The organism is Streptomyces flavofungini, from assembly GCF_041028215.1.
Classification (GTDB): Bacteria; Actinomycetota; Actinomycetes; order Streptomycetales; family Streptomycetaceae; genus Streptomyces; species Streptomyces flavofungini_B.
The window spans coordinates 1-3,857 of the sequence record NZ_JASKYR010000734.1 but is presented as its reverse complement, the minus strand read 5'-3'; the positions used below and the strand labels follow the sequence as shown (position 1 = coordinate 3,857).

The following is a 3,857-nucleotide window of genomic DNA, read 5'->3' as shown; positions in this document are numbered from 1 at the left end:
ATGGTGACGCCATGGTGGCGCCACCATAGCGCGGCCGTGGCCCTGCCTGGGGATCTGGAAGCCGCGGACGGGAAGGACAGGAAGGTCCGGCGCGGAAACACGGGTTCATGAGGTCGACTGACGAGGCGAGGCCAGAATGGCTCGCCTGTGCTCCGCCCGCCGAACTCACCGCGCTGAGCGACCGCCCCCTGCGCCGCATGCGGTACGCCGACGGGCACGTGGGCTGGCTGGTCACCGGACACGCGGCGGCGCGCGCGGTCCTGGCCGACCCGCGCATCAGCTCACGCTACGAACTCCTGCACCTGCCGGTGCCGATGGCGGGCGCGCCCACGCCGCTGCCTCCGGCGCCGCCCGGCGACCTGACCGGGCTCGACGCGCCGGAGCACACCCGCTACCGGCGCCTGCTCACCGGCAAGTTCACCGTCCGCCGCATGCGGCTGCTCAGCGAGCAGGTGGAGCGGTTCACCGCCGAGTGCCTGGACGCCATGGAGCAGGCGGGGCCCACGGCCGACCTGGTCGAGGCGTTCGCCCGGCCCGTGCCCGCGCTCATGATCTGCGCACTGCTCGGCGTGCCGTACGACGACCGCGCGCGCTTCCAGGACGACGTGGCGACGATGTTCGACCAGACGGCGGACGCGCGGGCGAGGGGCGAGGCCCATCTGTCCCTGAGCCGCTATCTGAACGAACTGGTCCTCGCCAAGCGCGCCGCACCCACCGACGACCTGCTCAGCGACCTGACCGGAACCGACCTCACCGACGAGGAACTGGCCGGAATCGGCAGCCTCCTGCTCGCCGCCGGGCTCGACACCACCGCCAACATGCTCGGTCTCGGCACCTTCGCCCTGCTGAGCAACCCCGGCCAGCTGGCGGCCCTGCGCGCCGACCCGGCGCTCGCCGGGCAGGCGGTGGAGGAGCTGCTGCGCCACCTCACCGTGGCCGACCCGCTGATGCGGACGGCGCTCGAAGACATCGAGATCGAGGGGCGAGTGATCCGGGCGGGCGAGACGGTGACCGTCTCCGCCCAGGCCGCCAACCGTGACCCGCGCAGGTTCCCCGACCCCGACCGGCTCGACATCCGCCGCGAGGCCACCGGGCACCTCTCCTTCGGGCACGGCGCCCACCAGTGCCTGGGCCAGCAGCTCGCCCGCGTGGAGATGGCCGTGGCCTTCCCGGCGCTCCTGGCGCGCTTCCCCGGCCTGCGGCTCGCCGTGCCGCCGCACGAGGTGCCGCTGCGCGACCAGGCGAACATCTACGGCGTGGTCAGTCTCCCCGTCACCTGGGGCCCCGACGCCGGGAGCCCTGACACCTCGAGCGGGGAGCGGTCCATTGGGTGAGCCGGGAGAGCGGGGTGACTCCACGGGCCCGCTGCGGATCGGCGTCGACCGCGACCGCTGCACCGGGGCGGGCATGTGCGCCCTCACGGCTCCCGAGGTCTTCGACCAGGACGAGGCGGACGGGCTCGTGGTGCTGCTGCGCCCGGAGCCCGAATCCGCGCACCGCGGCGCGGCCCGGGTGGCCGCCGGTCTCTGCCCCGCCGGAGCCATCGCCGTCGACGACAGTGGTTGACGACGGCGGCTAATGGCGTTAGCTTGTGGATAACAACGTTAGCCAAGCCTGGGGGGCGACATGACCGAGTACCTCACCGTCGACGGCGGCACCCTCGCGTACGAGGTGGCCGGGTCGGGCCCGCTGATCGTCCTCGCGCACGGCGTGGGCGACAGCCGCGCCGCCTACCGCGCCGTGCTGCCCGAGCTCGTGGCGGCGGGGTACCGGGTCGCCGCGGTCGATCTGCGCGGCTGCGGCGAGTCCAGCGCGCACTGGCCGGCCTGGAGCCGTACGGCCATCGCCGGTGACCTGCTCGCCCTCGTCCGGCACTTGGGCGGGCCCGCCGTGCTCGTAGGCCACTCGGTGTCGGGCGGCGCGGCCACCATCGCCGCGGCGCAGGAGCCCTCGCTGGTCACCGCGGTGGTGGAGCTGGCGCCCTTCACCCGCAAGCAGTCGGTCGCCCTCGGGGATCTGCGGGTGGCGCGCTTCCGGCGCGGCATGCCGCGGCTGCTGGGCGCCGGGGTGTTCGGCAGCAAGCGGCTCTGGCGCTCGTACCTGGAGGTGGCTTATCCCGGCACGCGGCCCGCCGACTGGACCGAGCGAATCGGCCGCATCGACGCCCTGCTGCGCGAGCCGGGCCGGATGAAGGCCATGCAGGGCATGGGCCGCAGCGCGCCGACCGACGCGGGCGAGCACCTCGGCGGCGTCCGCTGCCCGGTCCTCGTCGTGATGGGCACGCTCGACCCCGACTGGGCCGACCCGCGGGCGGAGGGGGCGGCGGTCGTCGAGGCCCTGCCGGCCGGTCTCGGCCGGCTGCACATGATCGAGGGCGCCGGGCACTACCCGCACGACCAGTTCCCGGACCGGGTCACCTCGCTGGTGCTCAACTTCCTGCGGTCGGCGGCGGTGCGGGCCTGAGCCGGACGCGGTGCGGGCCCCAACGGCCCGCGGCCCGGTCAGCCGAGGGTCAGCTCGACCCGGACGGGGCCCGACGTCGTGGCCCGCGCCCCCGCTTCGACGCGGACGGTGGCCTCGGCCGTGCCGGACGAACCCATGACCGGGTCCGCCCGGCACGTGAGGGTGTACGAGCCCGGTGCCGGGGCGCCGAGGGAGAAGCGTCCCTCGGCGTCCGTCAGGGCGGCGATGTCCGGCAGGGGGCGCGGGCCCGCCGTGAACAGGACGTGTGCGCCCGCCACCGGTGCGCCCGAGGCGTCACGGACGACACCGGTGATCTCCACTCCGGAACCGCTGCCGCTCATAGGGGTCGGCTCACGCCTTCCATGCCACGTAGTTGTTGAAGACGGGGGTGGTGAACCTCGTGCCGGAGTTCACCCGGGAACCGCCGTAGGCGTGGATGGCGAAGCCGTAGCGGTTGCTGCTGTCGATGCGGTAGACGGAGCTGCCGCTCTGCCCGCCGGCGGTGTCGATGTCGTAGTACACCTTGCGCGCGGCGACCGAGTCGACGCCGCGCGCCGCGTACCACATGGTCCCCGACGGCTTGTCGCCCGGATAACCGGCGATGTTGCCGGTGGTCTTGAGCAGATCCGAGTCCGAATATACGCCGAAGCCGAACCAGCCCACCGTGGAGCCGATGTTGTTGGGCGTGATGATGGCGCCGTAGTCGAAGTTCTCGTCGCCGTTCTCGGTCCAGCCGGTCACGGAGCGGAAGCTGGTGCAGGTGATGCTGCCGTAGGGCAGCGAGCTGCCGTTGCGTCCTGGCATGACCTGGATGCTCTTGACCCAGCCGTCCCGGCCCGCCACGCCGCTGCCCTTGATGTAGACGCAGTGTCCTGCGGTGGCCAGGGTGTGCGGTCCGAGCAGCCAGCCGGTGCCCTGGTAGAGGGCGTTGTCGCGGGCCGTGATCAGCAGATAGCAGTGCACCCGCCACGGATACACGCTGGTGTTGGTGATCTGTACGCGGTCGTCGGGGCCGTGCACCGTCTCCGGGGCCAGGGGCGGCGGGCCGAAGGACGCCTCGCCGATGTCGGGCAGCATGGCGGTCGGTGCCGTCCAGGCCTCCGGCGCGAAGTGCTCGGGGCGACGGTAGCCCTCGACGTGCTCCAGGCCCTCACCCGTCGAGTGCTGGGGCTCGCCCTCGGTCCCCTGGGAGGCCGGCTGAAGGACCGCTTCCTGCTCCGCCGCCCGCGTGGGAGTGGTGTCCGAGGGCTCGTTGCTCACTGCGCTGTGTGGGTCTTGCGGCATGCTGGATCACCTTGCTTCTCTGAGAGCTGCGATGTGATGCCTTGCTGGACGCCGCGGCCGCAACGTTTAGGGGTAATGCCTCTTCTACTGCCGCCGGACAAGTGCCGCAA

5 protein-coding genes are annotated in these 3,857 nt (G+C 72.8%); 3 read left to right on the top strand and 2 right to left on the bottom strand.

The features are described 5' to 3' along the window. Nucleotides 1-107: 107 nt before the first annotated feature. The 3 genes from AB8Z36_RS33425 to AB8Z36_RS33415 are packed head-to-tail and all read left to right on the top strand — an operon-like array spanning nt 108 to nt 2,463. Nucleotides 108-1,334: a cytochrome P450 gene (locus tag AB8Z36_RS33425; RefSeq protein WP_369217141.1), complete on the top strand. Its 1,227-nt coding sequence runs from the start codon at nt 108-110 to the stop codon at nt 1,332-1,334. Next, nucleotides 1,327-1,566 carry a ferredoxin gene (locus AB8Z36_RS33420; RefSeq protein WP_440582064.1) on the top strand — a complete coding sequence of 80 codons (240 nt, stop codon included), beginning with the start codon at nt 1,327-1,329 and terminating at the stop codon, nt 1,564-1,566. The genes AB8Z36_RS33425 and AB8Z36_RS33420 overlap by 8 nt, the downstream gene beginning before the upstream one ends. A 60-nt stretch (nt 1,567-1,626) precedes the next feature. Then, entirely contained in the window at nt 1,627-2,463 is an 837-nt protein-coding gene (locus tag AB8Z36_RS33415) for an alpha/beta fold hydrolase (RefSeq protein WP_369217140.1), read from the top strand. Nucleotides 2,464-2,501: 38 nt separating this feature from the next. On the opposite strand, the gene AB8Z36_RS33410 is transcribed toward AB8Z36_RS33415, so the two are convergent. Both AB8Z36_RS33410 and AB8Z36_RS33405 read right to left on the bottom strand, forming a co-directional pair. Further along, the gene (locus tag AB8Z36_RS33410; protein ID WP_369217139.1) at nt 2,502-2,804 is read right to left on the bottom strand and encodes a carboxypeptidase-like regulatory domain-containing protein; all 303 of its coding nucleotides are present in this window, start codon (nt 2,802-2,804) and stop codon (nt 2,502-2,504) included. Between the two features lie 10 nt (nt 2,805-2,814). Next, a complete protein-coding gene (locus tag AB8Z36_RS33405) occupies nt 2,815-3,747 on the bottom strand; it encodes a trypsin-like serine peptidase (protein ID WP_369217138.1) in 933 nt (310 codons plus the stop codon). Nucleotides 3,748-3,857: the final 110 nt, after the last annotated feature.